Source organism: Streptomyces sp. NPDC057137 (assembly GCF_042670825.1).
In the GTDB taxonomy this organism is placed as follows: domain Bacteria; phylum Actinomycetota; class Actinomycetes; order Streptomycetales; family Streptomycetaceae; genus Streptomyces.
In genome coordinates this window covers 11,553-26,688 of the sequence record NZ_JBHUUW010000023.1, presented here as the reverse complement: position 1 = coordinate 26,688, position 15,136 = coordinate 11,553, and the positions used below count along the sequence as shown (strand labels likewise).

The window sequence follows — 15,136 nt, the reverse complement described above, 5'->3', positions numbered from 1 at the left end:
GCGCGCCCGCGGATGCCCGACAATAAGCGGTATGGCCGCCTCCGCAACTCCCCCCTCCGCCGACGACGCCCGCGCCGACGCGGACGCCGACGACAACGCGCAGCAGCCGCCCCGACTGGGCCTGCGCGAGCGCAAGAAGCTCAAGACCCGCGTCGCGATCCGCGAAGCGACGTACCGGCTCATCGCCGATCAGGGCTACGAGGCGGCCACGGTCGAGCAGATCGCGGCGGCGGCCGAGGTCTCCATGTCCACGGTCTTCCGCTACTTCCCGACGAAGGAAGACATCGTCCTCACCGACGAGTTCGACCCCGTCATGGATGCGGCGATCCGCGCCCGCCCGGCCGGCGAACCGCCGCTGGAGTCACTGCGGTCCGTGCTGACGCAGGCCGCCGCGGCGATCCTCGCCGATCAGCCCGCGGAGATGGCCCAGCGCAGCAGGCTGATGCTGGAGATCCCCGCCGTACGGGCCAGGATGACCGAGACGATGGCGGAGACCTCACTCCTGCTGTCCCGCGCGGTCGCGGACCGTACGGGGCGCGAGGAGGGCGACCTGGAGGTGCGGGTCTTCACCGCCTCGGTGATCGCGGCGCTGCGCGAGGTGACGATCTACTGGGCCGAGCACGACCAGAAGGACGATCTGGCCGTGCTCATCGACCGCGCGCTCGACACGCTCAAGGGCGGTCTCGCGCTGTAGGGCCTGCCCGGACACTCCCTGCCTCCCCGCCCGGACACTCCCTGCCTCCCCGCCCGGACACTCCCTGCCTCCCCGCCCGGACATCCCCTGACAGGCCCTCGCGTCTAACAGGCCCTTCCGTCCCCGTCCGGGTCCAGCCGCAGCGGATCGTCCTTCCCGTTGACCTTCAACGCCCCGTAGCCGTTGGCCGCGAGCCAGTCGCAGCGCGCCCGCGTCACCGTCTTCTGCTTCGTCGCCTTCACCGTCTCCGGGAAGACCGTCGGCACGCACACGTTCGCCGAGCCGTAGTGCCGGTCACAGCCCGAGATCTGCGGGCTCACCGGCGCCGAACTCCGCTTCTTCGCGGGCTTCTTGGCCGGCTTCCCCAACTCGCCCGCGAAGTCCTGGACATGGGCGCCGTGCGTGTCGGCCGACTTGTCCGCCAGCGCCGCCGGGCCGCCCAGCTTCACCCACTCGGCCACCGACGGCACCCCGTTCGCGTCGACCGCGAAGAGCATGTACCACCCCGGCGGCGCGATGTTCGGATTGCCCGTCACATTCAGGTCGACGGTGTTCCCGTCGACCGTCAACGGCAGGTCCACGAAACGCTGGTTGGGGTCCGACGAGTGCGTCACCGCCGCCGGCCGGATCAACTCGGCCTTGGCGATGGGCCGGTCGACCGTGATCCGCTGCGTGTCGCCGTAGTTCCACTCCGGGTCGATCAGCGAAGTGATCTCCGGCCGCGGCCCCTTGAAGAGATACGGCGGTGTGTAGAGCGACACCTGGTGGTTCCAGGAGCCGTTGCCCGGGTTGTCGCCCGTCGTCATCACCCGGCCGTCGGGGAGCAGGAACGCCGACGAGTGGTAGCCGCGCGCCTCCGGGTCGGTGGCCACCTTGTCGTACGTCTCCGTCACCGGGTCGAAGACCGAGGTCGAGAAGACCGGGTTGGCCCGGTTGTGCAGCCCGCCGCCGGTCTCCAGCACCTTGCCGTCCGGCAGCAGCACCGCGGAGCCGTACATCTTGCCCTGGCCGCCGGTCTGCGGCTGTGGCCCGCCGGGGGCGCCCAGGTCCACGGTGCCCTGCGGCAGCGGTGGTCCGGCCCGGTACTGGGGGTTCGGCTCCTTGAGGTCGATGATGTCGGTGAGCCGGTTCGCGTCCGGGTTGGAGTTGATGTTCCCGCCGCCGATGGTCAGCACCTTCTGGTCCTGGGCGGGGGGCAGCAGCACGCTCGCCGACTGGTCGCGCTCGTCCTTGTTCCGCAGGCCGGGCACGTCCGTGATCGTGTTGGCGTCGTAGTCGTAGATCGAGGCGCCGGTGCCGGGCGTGCCGTTGCCGAAGGTGTGGCTGCCCGTGTAGAAGAGGCGGCCGTCCTGCATCAGCACCATCGCCGGGTACAGGCCCCAGTACGACCAGGTCTGGTTGACCTGTCCGAGCGGCAGCCACTTCTCCTCGGCGGCAGACCACCGGTCGGCGGTCACCGAGCCCGACGAGTCCTCGCGCAGCCCGCCGAAGGACAGCACGTCGCCGTTGCCCATGATCGTGGCGGACGGATACCAGTGCCCGTCGTTCATGTCGTTGGTCCTGCTGTACGTCTCGGTGGCCGGGTCGAAGATGTACGAGTCCTTGTAACCCTGGTACCCGACGGTGCCGTCCGCCGACGGATAGCCCTTGTTGCCGCTCATCACCAGCACGCGGCCGTCGGACAGTTGGACATGCCCCGAGCAGAACATGTCGTCGGGCGTGGGGATCGTCTCGTACGTCCCGTCCTCGGGGTCGTACACCGCCGAGGTGAAGGTCCCGGCCTCGAACTGCTCCGGGTCGTTGCCGGACCCGGCGATCAGCAGCACCTTGCCGTTGTTGAGGACCACCGAGTGCATGGAACGCACCGGGTTCTCCGTCTCCAGCACCTCCCAGCGGCCGTCGGCGCAGTCGGCGGCGGTGCCCGTGCACTCCGGGTCGGGCGGCGGGACGGCGACCTCCTCCATGCCGTAGTCGTCGGTGGTGGCGCTGCCGGTACCGAAGACGGAGACGCCCCAGCTGATCCGGTCGGTGCCGGGCGGTACGACGGGGGTACGGACCTCCGCGCGCTGGTAACCGGCGCTCAGATCAAGGGACTTGAGGTCGGTCCAGTACTGCCAGCCGGCCGTCGTGTCGTGCCGGAAGAGGGTGATCGCCGCGTCCGGGGTCGTCGACTTGTACCAGAGGGAGAGGTCGTACTGCTTCGTCGGCTGTACGGCGGGGGCGCACGCCGCCGACTCGGTGACCAGCGCCTTGCGGTCGCCGTCGACCCGCCGGGTCAGCTCGACCTTGAGCGCCTTGGTGCCGCTGTGCGTGTCGGCGACGGTGGTGAAGGTGAAGTCGTTGTCGCCCCAGCCGGACTGCGACCAGCAGTCCGGCATCGCGGCGCCGCCCCCGGCGCCGGGGGTCTCGAAGCCGGGGTTCTTGACGAGGTTGGGGCCGGCGGTGGCGGGTTGCTGGACGCCGACGCTGAGCAGCAGCCCGGCGGTGAGCGCCGTGACGGCGAGCAGCGCGGTACGGCGACTGGTACGAGGGCTGGTACGACGGCTGCGCCGGGCCGGTGGTCTGCGGAACGGGGTCACCGGCTCGTCCTCCCGCTCCGTGCCGAAGGGGTCGCTGCAGCGACCGGGGATTCGGCGGCGCGGCCCTGTGCCCGCCCCCATCTCCCCTTCGGCAGATACACCAGCGTCTCGGTCCCCGCGAACCGCAGCACGAACGTCGCGAGCATCGCCAGCACCGTCGCGGGCATGACCCCCATCCCGAACTCCCCCACGAACAGCGCGATCAGCGGTATCCGCAGCAGCAGATCGGCGTTGGCGAGCACCACGAAGCGCCCCACCCGGTCCGCCCAGTGCCGGTGGGCCCGCCGGCCGCGGAACAGCAGCAGCTCGATGAGGACGAAGTTCCACGCCACCCCGAACTGGTTGGCGACGATTTCGGCCGGCAGATAGTGCATCCCGGCGCCCGTCAGCCCGTACAGCGCCAGCAGATTCGGTACGAAGCCGGTGAGCCCGATCAGCCCGAAGGCCACCATCCGGGCCAGCGGCGACGCCGTACGCAGCTCGACGAGATGCCGCAGGAACCGCATCCCTTCCCTGGCCGTCGACTTGGACTCGCCCGCGAACCGGTCGCGGAAGACGAACGGCACCTCCGCGACCTGCTGCGGCCGGCACCGTACGGCCAGCTCCAGCAGGATCTTGTAGCCCAGCGGGCGCAGCGCGTCCGCCGTGACCGCGCTGCGCCGGATGGCGAAGAAGCCGCTCATCGGGTCGCTGATACCGCGCAGCCGACGTGGGAACAGGCCCTTGGTCAGCCACGTGGCTGAGCGGGAGACGGCGACGCGGTAGCCGCCGGCGAGTCCGGCCCTGCTGCCGCCGTCGACGTACCGGCTGGCGACGACGAGATCGGCGGTCGACCGCTCACCGGCGGCGACCAACTCCGGTACCAGGGACGGGGGATGCTGGAGGTCGGCGTCCATGACGACGATCCATTCGGACCCCGCGGCACGCAGTCCTTCGACGACCGCGCCGCCGAGGCCGCCGACCGGTTCGTCCCGGTGGATGACGGCGACGGGGAACGGGCAGTCCTGCGCCGCCTCGGCGATCGCCTCCGGGGTGCCGTCCGTGGAGTCGTCCACGAACAGGACCTCGCACGGCAGCCTGGACGGTACGGACTCCGTCAGCTGACGCAGCAACTCCCTTACGTTCGCCGCCTCGTTGAAGGTCGGGATGATGACGGTGACGGCGCCGGGCTCGGCCACGGCCGTCGACTCCAGCTCCGCGTCGCCGAGTTCGCCGGTCCCTCGGGGAGGGACAGGAAGAATGCTCATCGTTCGCCTCCCGTGGTTTCCTTGGCATCAGCGATTTCCGTTGCTCCTGCGGTTTCCGCCGCTCCCGCGCTGTTCACGATCCGCCGGATCTCGATCCGGTCCTCGCCGTCCCCGAAGACGGCCACGGCCTTGGAATGGTTGAGCGCGTCGCGCACTCTCGGCAGGTCAGCGGCGTCGCGGCGGACGGTCGGGGACGCCACGACGTAGTCGATGTCGCGCCAGCCGCCGGGCAGCGTCTTCGTCACGGCGGGGTCGAGGTCGACCTTGTAGAACCAGATGGCGCCGAGCCCCGGCTGATATCCGGCGTGCACCAGGTCGAGCCACATGGCGTCGTCCACGAGGACGCGGGTGCCGGCCGGGTCGGGCACCTCGGTCTTCATCCATGAAGTGGCCGCCCGGTAAGGGGCGTTGGCGTCGGCGGTCAGGGCGGTGCGGTTGCCGTCGTACCAGCGGGGTGCGACGTACGCGGCGGAGGCCGCCACCAGCGCGACCACCGCCGTCCACCGTACGACGGTCAGCCCCCGTGGTTCGTCCGGCCGGCGTCCTCTGCGCAGCAGCGCGTGCGCGACGCTGGCCGCGCCGCCCGCCAGCATCAGGGCCAGGAACGGCAGCCCCTGGATGACGTACATCGCCGGGAGGTAGCCGGAGGGCCGCAGCGCCATGGCGGTCAGGATCGCGACGGCCAGCGCCGGCCCGGCGAGTGCCCGTGCGGTGACGGACCAGCGGATGGTCAGGAGCAGCCAGAGCGCACCGGCCATGCCCCCGAGCAGCAGGACCTTGTCGTAGTAGAGCCAGGACTGGAGCACGCCGTGCGAGCCGGACCCGGCATCGAGTATGAAGCCGGAGCCGGGCCTGCTCATCTGGTACGTGACGCCGTCCCACAGCGACACATGCCCGCCGCCGGGCAGCAACTCGCCCTTCAGCAGGGCGAAGAGGGGATACGAGAGGCCGATGACCGCGCAGGCGGTGATGGCTCCGGTGACCGCGAACTTACGGGTGTCGGGGTGCCCGTTGCGCCACATCGTCACCAGTACGGCGGGCAGCACGATGAGCATCGTCTCTTTGGTCAGCACTCCGACGGCGGCGGCGAGTCCGGCGGCGAAGTGGTGCCACAGATGCCGGTTGGGCGACGCCGCGAGGCAGAAGGCGAGGAGCATCCACATCACGGCGATGTTGTCGAGGAAGATCTCCCGTTGCAGCACGACCGAGAGCGGGGAGAGCCCGAACAGCCCCATCGCGAGTCCGGCGGCCCAGCGCGGCAGCCAAAGCCGCCGGGCGAGTACGTAGAGCAGTACGGCGCTGGCCGCGCTGACCAGCAGCATCGCGAAGCGCATCGCGCCGACGGTCATCGATTCGGGCGCGATCAGCGACGGCAGCCAGGTGAGCGCGGCTATCTGGATCCAGCCGAGCGGCGGGTGGTCGTACCAGTAGGTGTAGTGGGCGAGTCCGTCGCCCTGCTGGACGGCCCATGCCTGGGCGAGATAGGTGCCCTCGTCGTCGCTGAGGGTCGGGTAGTGCTGGATGTTCCAGCCCTGGACGGCCATGATCACCAGGAGCAGGGCCGCGCAGAGGAGCAGATCGGCGCGTGAGGTGCGGAAGCGTACGACGGGTCGTATCAGCAACTGCCGCTTGTCGAGCCGCCGTTGGACATCACCGGCGACCGGCCTCGGGAGACTCGGGGACGTCGGAGGACTTGGCGGCTCCGGGGCAGGACTGAGCTTCGCGGGGGCGATGTCGGTGGTCCGGCCGGTGGCCGTCTCCGTCGCCTCCACGGGGAGGGTCGAGGTCACGCGTGGACGTCCTCTCGGGTCTCTCGGGTCTCTCGGGTCTCGTGGGCCTCGCGGGCCTCGTGGGCCTCGCGGCTCTCTCCGGTGAGATGCGCGCCGACATGACTGGTCAGCTCCCAGTCACGGCGCCCACGCTGCTCGCGCCACACGGCACGGACGGCCGCGCCGGCGAGGAGCACCTGGTAGAAGGGGCCGCCGACGACGAGCTTGAGGTAGTGCGTGAAGCGGACCTTGAGTCCGTACTGCCTGCCGAAGTCGTGCAGTCCGACCAGCTCGAACACGAAGGTGACCAGCGCGGTGACGGCCGGCAGGAAGGTGATGAAGGCGATCCCGACGGGCACGTCGAGGAAGAGCGCGATGGCCACGTTGAGTGGGATGACGACGCCGGTGATGGCCTGGAAGAAGGGTGTCATCAGCGTGTAGCGGGCGAGCAACCGCTGGCCTCGCGTGGCCAGTTGGCGCCAGTCGTTCTTCCGGTATACCTGGAGGAAGCCCTGGTTCCAGCGGGTGCGCTGCTTCAGCAGCGACACCAGTGAGCCGGGCGTCTCCTCGCGGGTGACCATGTCGGAGTCGTACGCGACGACGACCTTCTTGCCGATGCTGGAGAGCCGTACGCCCAGGTCGCAGTCCTCGGCGAGGCAGTCCGGGTCCCAGCCGCCCGCGTCGCGCAGCACGTCGGTCCGCACGAAGACGGTGTTGCCGCCCAGCGGGATGAAGCCCTTCTGGGCGTGCAGGTGCAGCCGGCTGCGGAACCAGAAGAAGTACTCCAGGCAGTTGCGCAAGCTGTACCAGCTGGAGTGGAAGTTGATCAGCTGGACGCCGCCCTGCACGACGTCCGCGCCGGTGGAGCGGAAGGCGTGGTCGACATGGGTGAGCAGTTCCGGGTGGACCTGGTCCTCGGCGTCGAAGACCCCGACCACCTCGCCGGTGCAGTAGGGCAGCGCCGTGTTCAGCGCCTTGGGCTTGTTCTTCGAGAGGTGGGTGTCGACGACGACACGGACCCGGGCGGGATCGCGGGCGGCGGCCCGTTCGGCGACCTCCGCGGTCTCGGGGTCGTCGTGCCCGACGATGACGATGATCTCGAAACGGGTGTGGCTGGACTGCAGCAGCCGCTCGATCGTGTGCTCAAGAACCGCCTGTTCATGACGGGCGGGCAGGAGCAGCGAGAACGAGCGTGCCGGCCCCCCGTCGGGCCGGTCGAATCGTGTCGCCGCCAGCGTCTCCGGCGTACGCCAGGCGTGCATCTGCCACCACAACGTGAACGCTGCCATCCAGAACAGCGCCAGCGAAATGGCAGCGATGAATACGGACGTGACCACATGGCCCCCCTCGGCCAAGGGTGAACCGCGGCAAGGCCCCCCTGGCCGCCGGTCCCCCCGGTTTCACCCTGTACGCATGCCCCCCATGCGCACTTGTTGCGTGTCCTTCGTGATGAAGATAGGGGGGAAGTGTGACGACAGAGGGCCCAATTCGATGAACTCTCTATTTAAGTCCGATTTTGCATGCTTCACAGGCGGCCGGAACTGTGCTTGCGGGGGCGGCGGTTGCTACGTACGTACGGTCAACTGCTGCTTCAGGGCGTCGACTTCGGTCGTGGGGGCGGAGCAGACGAAGGCACGGCAGACGTAGGCGGCGGCCCGCCCGTCGACCAGCGGGCGCCCGGCGAGCAGGGGGAACTCGGCTTCGTCGTCCGGGAGTTGACCTTCTCCCACCGCGACGACGGCTCCGGGCGCGGTGCCCAGCAGCGCCGTACGGTGCAGCTCGGCGGTCGCCGCGTCGCCGCGTGGCCCCACCACGGCGACCTCGCGCGGCCCGTCGAGCAGCGCCTCGGCGACGGCGAGCCCCCAGCCGATGAAGCGCGGCGCCCGCGGTCCGAGCGCCTTGACGACGCCGAGAGCGCCCTCGGCGGCGGTGCGGTGGGACTCCGAGCCGGTGTGGGCGGCGTAACTCAGGAGCGCGCCGGCCGCCGAAGTCCAGCCGGACGGCGTGGCGTTGTCGGTCGGGTCCTGGGGCCTGCGGATCAGCGGCTCGGCGTCGTGCGCCGTGTCGTACAGCGCCCCGCCCTCGCCGACGAACTGAGTCAGGACGGTGTCGAGGAGGAAGCCGGCGAAGTCCAGCCACACGCCCTCGCCGGTCACCGAGGCCAGCGCGAGGAAGCCCTCGGCGACGTCGCCGTAGTCCTCCAGCACACCGGCGTTGGCGCCGACGCGGCCGTCCTTGGAGGTACGGGCCAGGCGCACCGTCTCATCCATGTGCACCCGCACCAGCAGGTCCGCGGCCTCGGTCGCGCGTTCGACGAGATCCGGCCGTTCGAAGTACGCGCCGGTCTCGGCGAGCGCGGCGATCGCGAGACCGTTCCAGGCGGCGACGACCTTGTCGTCCCGCTCCGGGCGCGGCCGGGTGTCCCGGGCCGCGAACAGCCGCTGCCGCACGGACTCGACCCGGGCGGCGTCCACCACGCCCTCGCCCTGCGGGAGTTGAAGGACGGAGGCGCCCTTCTCGAAGGTGCCTTCCTCGGTCACGCCGTAGTACCGGGCGGCGAACTCCGCGTCGGCCTCGCCGAGTACGTCGGTGAGCTGCGCGGGCGTCCACGCGTAGTACGCGCCCTCGACGTGCTTGCCCGACCCGTCGTCGCTGTCCGCGTCCAGCGCCGAGGCGAACCCGCCCTCGGCGGTGCGCAGTTCACGCACCATGAAGTCGGCGGTCTCCAGCGCCACGCGGCGCGCCAGGTCGGACCCGGTGGCGCGCCACAGCCGCGCGTACGTACGGCACAGCAACGCGTTGTCGTAGAGCATCTTCTCGAAGTGCGGGACCACCCACTCGCGGTCCACCGAGTAACGGGCGAACCCGCCGCCGAGCTGGTCGTAGATCCCGCCGCGCGCCATCGCCTCGCACGTGTCGGACGCCATCTGGAGCGCGCCCTCGGACCCCGTACGGGCGTGGTGGCGCAGCAGGAACTCCACGACCATGCTCGCCGGGAACTTGGGCGCGCCGCCGAACCCGCCGTACTTCTCGTCGTAGTCCCGCGTCAGCCCGAGCAGCGCCTGGGCCAGCTCCTCCTCACCGGGAGTGCCCTCGCCCCCGTGCGCGAGCGACCGCCCCGCCAACTCCGCCACGATCCGCCCGGCGACCTCGCCGACCTCCTCACGCCGTTCGGTCCAGGCGGAGTTGACGCCTTCGAGCACCTGCCGGAAGGACGGCATGCCGTTGCGGGGCGCGGGCGGGAAGTACGTACCGAAGTAGAACGGCTCCCCGTCGGCGTTGAGAAAGACGGTCATCGGCCACCCGCCCTGCCCCGTCGCCGCCTGCACGGCCTCCATATAGACGGCATCGACGTCCGGCCGCTCCTCGCGGTCGACCTTGACGCTGACGAAGTGCTCGTTGAGGTACGCCGCGGTCGCCTCGTTCTCGAAGGACTCGTGGGCCATGACATGGCACCAGTGGCAACTGCTGTACCCGACGCTGAGCAGCACGGGCACATCGCGCCTACGCGCCTCCTCGAACGCCTCGGCCGACCAGGGCCACCAGTCGACCGGATTGTCGGCGTGCTGGAGGAGGTAGGGGGACGTCTCATGGGACAGTCGGTTCGCCATCCCCCCATCCTGACGCACACGAGCCAAGCCCCGGCGCGCACACCCCGGCCCTCGCCCATTGGCGCGTCGGGACGTCTTCCGGGTGCGGAGCCGGTCAGGTGGCCTCGATGGCTTCGAAGATGTCGGCGTCCGTCTCCTGCTGCCAGGCGGGAAGGTCCGACCAGTCGGCCACGTAGCCGGGCTTGGGCGTTTCGATGTGCTTGTGGATCTGAGCGATCCAGCAGGTGGCGACGAACCGGCTCTTCTGCTCGCGGGTGAGCTTCGCCGTGCTGCCGTCGCTGACCCTGACGAACTCCCGCACCTGAGCGCACACGGCTGCCGCCGCCTGCCGTTCCCACTGGGGAGTGTCGTCCCAGGGAGTGATGTAGCCGGGCTTGGGCTCACCGAGGAAGTGCGTCTTCACGCCCGTGATCCAGGCTTCACGAAAGATGCGTCCCTGTTCTTCGGTCAAGGTACTTTCCATTTCAGCTAGTCGGCCAGTTGACGGACGTAAGTGCCGAGATCTGGTCGCTCAGATCCGAGACGCGCTTGTCGGAACGCATAGGTGACAGTTGTCCCTGGAGACCGTCCAGCTTGCGCACCATGTAGCCCGACTTTGTCTGTGAGGCGAGGTTCAGCGCCCTGGACGCATAGCTCAGAAGCTGGTCAACGTCTCGCTTCTGGACGCCGAGGGCTGCGAGGTCGGTAAGTACACCGCTCTGACGGCGGGGGGACAATGACTGACCGAGGGCATTGGTCAGGGCTCGTTCCGCCAAGTCCGGTCGGCCGAGCACCACGTAGCACGTCCCCCTCTCTTCAGCGAGTCGCGAGCCGTCGAAGCGTAGCCAACCCCCGTTGTGCACAGTGCCAGTGAGGGCGTGGACCTCCTCGGCCCGATCCAGAGCGTGCTGGCACGCGTTCAACTCGCCAAGTCCCGCGAACGCTTCGGCCTGTACGGCCGCTACCCAGTAGCGAGTGGACAGTTGGCTGTCACCGTGTTCGGCGAGCCGTGCCGCCGCTGTGAGCAGTGGGACCGCGTCCTGGAACCGACGCTCGTAGATGCTCACAAAGGCGTGCCTGGTAAGCGCGCATGCCCAGAGATCCGGGCTTCTTGCCTCGCGGCTGGCACTGCCCGCAAGGGTGTAACACTGGGCTGCGTCCATGTACTTGTTGGCATCGAAGAAGACTTCTCCCGCCAACTGGAAGAGGTCACCGGCAGCCGAGCAGAGCTGTTGACGCTCTCGGCCGCTTCGTACCTGATTTAGGCTTTCTGCCACGCTGTTCAGCTGATCTCGAACGAGCGGCAGGGCGGCCTGCTTGGAATTCGAGAGCGAGAAAAGCTGCCACAGACGCGAGTTCATCGCGCCATAGGTGGCGAGGTTGTCAGTGGCGGGTGCTTCTCCGGGGTGGTCTGCGGCGACAGCGTCGTTCCCAACAGGAAGCGTCAAGAACGTCCCGATGATGGTCAACACTCGCAGAAAATCACGCCGAATCATCGCGTCGAGATCACCGGTACCTAAGTAGTCGTCGGATGCCGCGTAACTGACTGCGGCCCCATGAGAGCCTCGCCGGGCCGGCCCTGCGGCGTAGACGAGTCTGTTCACAGTCAAGAAGGTGTCCAGCTCAGCCAGAGTCACTTGCAGCAGCCTGGACAGTCTCGGGCGGATGTAGTCGCGGGGAGCGATCTCTCCTCGCTCCCAGCGGCCAATGGTTGATGTGGCAACGCCAACGGCCAAGGCGAACTCTTCCTGACTGTAGCCGAGCGCCTTTCGGCGCCGCTTCAGGTCGTGACGCGGTCCCATACCTGCCCCTTGGCTCTGTTCGGAGAGAAGTTCCCAGGCCAGAGCGGCCATTGCTCCGAGTATGCCTGATGAATGCGCTGCGTTCGCTCTGGTTCGGATTAACCGGTGCGGCTTGTCTGGGGGCACGCACAAAACGGACGGCAGATAGGGAAGTCCCCCATGGTTACGCACCACAGAGTGATGCGGGCGGAGCAGCTGGAACCTCATCAAGGGGCGGCTCAGGGCCCTGCACTGGCCCGTCTGCTGATGGAGATGGCCTGATGGATATCGACCGGGGTGACGCGGTGACGCTTCGGTGGAGTCGGCATCCGCGTTGTGTGGGCCTGGCCCGGTGGGAGTTGCGGAAGGCGCTCGCGCGGTGGGGACTGTCCCGGCTGGAGGAGTCCGCCGTGCTGGTTCTCTCCGAGTTGCTGACGAACGCCGGTCGGCATGCCCGTGTTTCGCCGGGGCGGGAGATCGAGACCCGGTATGTGCGGATGGCGGACAGTCTGCGGATCGAGGTGCACGACGCGGCTGTGGAGCGGCCGGAGAGGCGGGAGCCGGGGTGGGAGGAGTCCGGGGGCAGGGGGCTCGTACTCGTAGAGGCTCTGGCCGACAGCTGGGGGGTCAAGGACCGGCACGGGCCCGGCAAGACCGTCTGGGCGGAGCTTTCCCTCACACCCGCCCCGATCGGGGACGAGCACGCGCGCAACGCCTGATACCCGACCCGCCGCGTGCGCTCGACCGCGTGCCGGCTCCTTGCAGAATCCCCTGCTCGGCAACGCCATGATCTGAGGAGAAACCGTGTTCCTGCCCCACCCCGTGATCGAACAACTCTCGCAGCAACAGGTGGCCACCTGGGTGGAACACTTCGCCGGAAGCCGCCATGAGCGCCCCCGCTCCATCGAGGAAGGCATCTGGCGCCGCACCCAGGACCCTTCCAACGCGGAGCAGTCGGGCTGGAAGGAAGACAGCACCGGCCGCCGCCGGGTCGTTCACTTCCGATACACGTACGACCTGGACTACACCCACCCGGTTCCGCGGTTGGTGCTGTCCGAGCTCTACCTCTTCTGCTCACACCTCGCCCCGGTCGCCGAGATCGACGCGTACACCGAGGACATCAACAGGTGGCTCGCCGAGGGACGCTGGCGCAAGAAGTACGACGTGTGGCACCGGGGCGACCTGGTGGTCGCCGTCGCGCGGCATGAGGTTCACCCGCAGGATGAACGCGCGAACCGGGACACTCCGGAGGGGTTCCGTTCCCTCGACGTGTGCATCACGTCGGAGGGCTTCACGGCACACCGCTCCCTGCGGAACCTGCCCTGGGACGTGTTGGCGGGAGGAATGCGGGTCAAGGAGAAACGCGGCGAGCCGACCATCGCGGACGACCTGTCGGGACTGCTCGACTTCCTCCCCTTCCAGGTCGAGGTCGGATGCGGAACCTCGATCGAGGCCGGCATCCCACCCCTGCATTTCCTCCATGAGGTCTACCGGGTGACCGCGAGGAACGACAACTCCCTTACGCAGTCACACGCGTTCACCCTGAGCCCACGGGCGGACACCCTCATGCGTGAGATGCTGCTCGACGCGTTCGGCAAGGCGGAGGAACTGACGCGGATGTTCGCGGCGTGCTTCTCAGCCCAGCCCACTGCCGCACACGAGGCGCTGAAGGCTTTGCACGACGCCGGGCACCTGGTCGGGCCCGTCATCACGCACAACTTCGACACACTCTCGGCACGGGCAGGTCTGGAGGAAGCGTTCGTCCGCCGCTACGACCAGAAGATTCCTCCGGTGCCTCTGCTCAGCGAGGCGAAGGCACTGCTGGTCGTGGGTCTGCATGCCGACCGGCGAGCAGTGCAGGCCCGGGCACGGGCGAGAGGCATGAAGATCTTCTTCGTGGACCCCGAAGGGCTGCTGGAGAACGGGGTCTTCAAGGAGTACCCCATCGAAGGCGCGCGGGAGGGCGATGTCGTGGTTCGCCAGGAGGCGATTCCGGCCCTTAAGCGTCTGCGCGAACTCTTGAACGTCTGAGCGAGTAACAGCGCCTGGATGAGGCGGAGTTCGGGGCGCTGTAGCGTCGTGGCGCGCACGGACAGGTGTGCCCCACGAATCAAAGGACAGAACAGCAATGCGCGTTTCGGTGATCGGCTGCGGCCATCTCGGCGCTCCTCACGCCGCTGCCATGGCGGAGCTCGGGCACGAAGTTGTCGGAGTCGAACTGAACCCGGAGACTTGCCGGGTACTGCAGAGCGGACGTGGCGCCTTCTACGAGAAGGGGCTCGACGAACTGCTGGCCAAGCACGTTCCCACCGGTCGGCTCCGCTTCACGAGCGATTTGGCGGAAGCCGCCGAGTGGGCGGACCTCCACTTCCTCGCTGTGGGTACGCCGCTTCGCGAGGACGGGCGCGGCTACGACGTGGATCAGGTTGTCCGCTCGGTCAGTTCGCTGACATCTCTCCTGAAGCGACCGTGCACGATCGTGGGGAAGTCCACGGTCACGGTCGGTACCGTCGCCCGGCTCCAAGAGATCGTCTCGGCCCAGGCCCCTGACGGTGTCGAGCTGGTGTGGAATCCGGAGTTTCTGCGCGAGGGTCACGCCGTCGAGGACACCCTGTACCCGGACCGCATCGTCGCCGGTCTCACCTCACCCGGGGCGCAGAAGGCCATCGAGGAGGTCTACGCACCGATCCTGGCCCGGAACGACGTGACACTGATCGTCACCGACCCGCCGACCGCAGAGGTACTGAAGTCCGCCGCCAACGCGTTTCTCGCCACGAAGATCTCCTACATCAACGCCATGGCTGAGGTATGTGAGATCGTCGGCGCGGACGTAAGCACGGTCGCATACGGTCTCGGCATCGACCCCCGGATCGGGCATGGCGGAATGCGGCCCGGTATCGGCTACGGCGGGGGCTGCCTGCCGAAGGACACCGGCGCGTTCACCTGGCGAGTGGGGGATCTGGGTGCCACGCACGCCCACGCCCTGCTCCAGGCTGTCGAGGGAGTCAATCACTCCCGAATGGACGCGGCCACCGCCCTCGTCGAGCGCGCGCTCGGGAGCCCGGTCGACGGTGCCCGCATCGCTGTCCTGGGGGCATCGTTCAAAGCGGGCACGAGCGATGTGCGTAACTCACCGGCGCTCCGACTGGCGGGACGACTGCACGATGCCGGTGCTCGCGCCGTGATCTACGATCCCGAGTCCACTGATGCCGCCCGGAACCTGCGGCCGCGTTACACGTACGCGGATGACGCGGCGACGGCCCTTGAGGGAGCCGACATTGTCGTACTGGCCACCGAGTGGCCGCAGTTCACCAAGGACACCAAGTTCCCCTCGTCCGCGGGAGAAGCCGTTCGGTGCAAGGTCCTTGTCGATGTCCGTAGTGCCGTCGACCCGGAGGCCTGGGTTGCTGCGGGCTGGGAGGTCTGGCAGCTCGGTCGGCCCGTCCAGCGCCCCGAGAAGTGACGCTTCCACGCGG

11 protein-coding genes are annotated in these 15,136 nt (G+C 68.7%); 4 read left to right on the top strand and 7 right to left on the bottom strand.

Annotated features, from left to right (window positions below):
• Positions 1–31 precede the first annotated feature (31 nt).
• Complete coding sequence (locus tag ACFT9I_RS19705) at positions 32–694, top strand: TetR/AcrR family transcriptional regulator (RefSeq protein WP_382565857.1); 663 nt, start codon at positions 32–34, stop codon at positions 692–694.
• A gap of 104 nt (positions 695–798) precedes the next feature.
• Here ACFT9I_RS19705 and ACFT9I_RS19700 read toward each other — a convergent pair whose 3' ends face one another.
• The 7 genes from ACFT9I_RS19700 to ACFT9I_RS19670 all read right to left on the bottom strand — a co-directional run bounded on the left by ACFT9I_RS19700 (position 799) and on the right by ACFT9I_RS19670 (position 11,732).
• Positions 799–3,201 carry a galactose oxidase-like domain-containing protein gene (locus ACFT9I_RS19700; protein ID WP_382565999.1) on the bottom strand — a complete coding sequence of 801 codons (2,403 nt, stop codon included), beginning with the start codon at positions 3,199–3,201 and terminating at the stop codon, positions 799–801.
• 68 nt (positions 3,202–3,269) lie between these two features.
• Positions 3,270–4,520 (bottom strand): glycosyltransferase, encoded by a 1,251-nt coding sequence (locus ACFT9I_RS19695; protein ID WP_382565855.1) that lies wholly within the window; start codon positions 4,518–4,520, stop codon positions 3,270–3,272.
• Positions 4,517–6,310 (bottom strand): ArnT family glycosyltransferase, encoded by a 1,794-nt coding sequence (locus tag ACFT9I_RS19690; protein ID WP_382565853.1) that lies wholly within the window; start codon positions 6,308–6,310, stop codon positions 4,517–4,519. The genes ACFT9I_RS19695 and ACFT9I_RS19690 overlap by 4 nt, the downstream gene beginning before the upstream one ends.
• Entirely contained in the window at positions 6,307–7,626 is a 1,320-nt protein-coding gene (locus ACFT9I_RS19685) for a glycosyltransferase (protein ID WP_382565851.1), read from the bottom strand. Before ACFT9I_RS19685 ends, ACFT9I_RS19690 begins: the two co-directional genes overlap by 4 nt.
• 228 nt (positions 7,627–7,854) lie before the next feature.
• Positions 7,855–9,900: a thioredoxin domain-containing protein gene (locus tag ACFT9I_RS19680; RefSeq protein WP_382565849.1), complete on the bottom strand. Its 2,046-nt coding sequence runs from the start codon at positions 9,898–9,900 to the stop codon at positions 7,855–7,857.
• A 94-nt stretch (positions 9,901–9,994) separates the two neighbouring features.
• A complete protein-coding gene (locus ACFT9I_RS19675) occupies positions 9,995–10,351 on the bottom strand; it encodes a hypothetical protein (RefSeq protein ID WP_382565847.1) in 357 nt (118 codons plus the stop codon).
• 13 nt (positions 10,352–10,364) lie between these two features.
• Positions 10,365–11,732 (bottom strand): helix-turn-helix transcriptional regulator, encoded by a 1,368-nt coding sequence (locus ACFT9I_RS19670; RefSeq protein WP_382565846.1) that lies wholly within the window; start codon positions 11,730–11,732, stop codon positions 10,365–10,367.
• A 209-nt stretch (positions 11,733–11,941) separates the two neighbouring features.
• Between ACFT9I_RS19670 and ACFT9I_RS19665 the strand changes: the two genes are divergently transcribed.
• The 3 genes from ACFT9I_RS19665 (at position 11,942) to ACFT9I_RS19655 (ending at position 15,123) form a co-directional block, all read left to right on the top strand.
• A complete protein-coding gene (locus ACFT9I_RS19665) occupies positions 11,942–12,379 on the top strand; it encodes an ATP-binding protein (RefSeq protein WP_382565844.1) in 438 nt (145 codons plus the stop codon).
• An 85-nt stretch (positions 12,380–12,464) separates the two neighbouring features.
• On the top strand, positions 12,465–13,691 hold the full coding sequence (locus ACFT9I_RS19660) for a hypothetical protein (protein ID WP_382565842.1): 1,227 nt from the start codon (positions 12,465–12,467) through the stop codon (positions 13,689–13,691).
• 97 nt (positions 13,692–13,788) lie between these two features.
• Entirely contained in the window at positions 13,789–15,123 is a 1,335-nt protein-coding gene (locus tag ACFT9I_RS19655) for a UDP-glucose dehydrogenase family protein (RefSeq protein WP_382565841.1), read from the top strand.
• The last annotated feature ends 13 nt before the right edge of the window (positions 15,124–15,136 follow it).

Coding starts and splice junctions, on each gene's coding strand:
- ACFT9I_RS19705 (WP_382565857.1), top strand. CDS start 32: ATGGCCGCCTCCGCAACTCCCCCCTCCGCCGACGACGCCCGCGCCGAC.
- ACFT9I_RS19695 (WP_382565855.1), bottom strand. CDS start 4,520: ATGAGCATTCTTCCTGTCCCTCCCCGAGGGACCGGCGAACTCGGCGAC.
- ACFT9I_RS19680 (WP_382565849.1), bottom strand. CDS start 9,900: ATGGCGAACCGACTGTCCCATGAGACGTCCCCCTACCTCCTCCAGCAC.
- ACFT9I_RS19670 (WP_382565846.1), bottom strand. CDS start 11,732: ATGGCCGCTCTGGCCTGGGAACTTCTCTCCGAACAGAGCCAAGGGGCA.
- ACFT9I_RS19665 (WP_382565844.1), top strand. CDS start 11,942: ATGGATATCGACCGGGGTGACGCGGTGACGCTTCGGTGGAGTCGGCAT.
- ACFT9I_RS19655 (WP_382565841.1), top strand. CDS start 13,789: ATGCGCGTTTCGGTGATCGGCTGCGGCCATCTCGGCGCTCCTCACGCC.